Origin of the sequence: Kitasatospora arboriphila (assembly GCF_039528095.1) — a bacterium.
In the GTDB taxonomy this organism is placed as follows: Bacteria; Actinomycetota; Actinomycetes; order Streptomycetales; family Streptomycetaceae; genus Kitasatospora; species Kitasatospora arboriphila.
Genome location: NZ_BAAALD010000257.1, coordinates 1 through 696, shown reverse-complemented (window position 1 = coordinate 696; position 696 = coordinate 1). Strand labels below are relative to the sequence as shown.

General features: G+C 38.5%; 1 protein-coding gene. It reads left to right on the top strand.

Features of this window, described 5'->3' with window-relative positions; all coding sequences use genetic code 11:
- Window positions 1-349 (top strand): transposase (locus tag ABD353_RS39820; protein ID WP_140948512.1); only part of this gene is annotated, 349 nt, incomplete at its 5' end.
- Window positions 350-696 lie beyond the last annotated feature (347 nt).

Below are 696 nucleotides of genomic sequence, written 5' to 3'. Positions count from 1 at the left end.
AACAAATACTACCTTGCTTTCTGAAAAAGTAGTTATATACTATGAAAAGCGTGGTAATGCTGAAAACTATATCAAAGAAGCCAAATACGACATGGCGGTGGGTCATCTCTTGCTAAAGTCATTTTGGGCGAATGAAGCCGTGTTTCAAATGATGATGCTTTCATATAACCTATTTTTGTTGTTCAAGTTTGATTCCTTGGACTCTTCAGAATACAGACAGCAAATAAAGACCTTTCGTTTGAAGTATGTATTTCTTGCAGCAAAAATAATCAAAACCGCAAGATATGTAATCATGAAGTTGTCGGAAAACTATCCGTACAAGGGAGTGTATGAAAAATGTCTGGTATAATAAGAATATCATCAATAAAATTGAGTGTTGCTCTGTGGATAACTTGCAGAGTTTATTAAGTATCATTGCAGCAAAGATGAAATCAATGATTTATCAAAAATGATTGAAAGGTGGTTGTAAATAATGTTACAATGTGTGAGAAGCAGTCTAAATTCTTCGTGAAATAGTGATTTTTGAAGCTAATAAAAAACACACGTGGAATTTAGGGAATACTGATGTAACACGGATTGACCGTATTGGGAGTTTGAGATGGTGACAAAGAGAGTGCAACGGATGATGTTCGCGGCGGCGGCGTGCATTCCGCTGCTGCTGGGCCGCGGGCCGCTTTATGCGCAGACGAGGGGGGG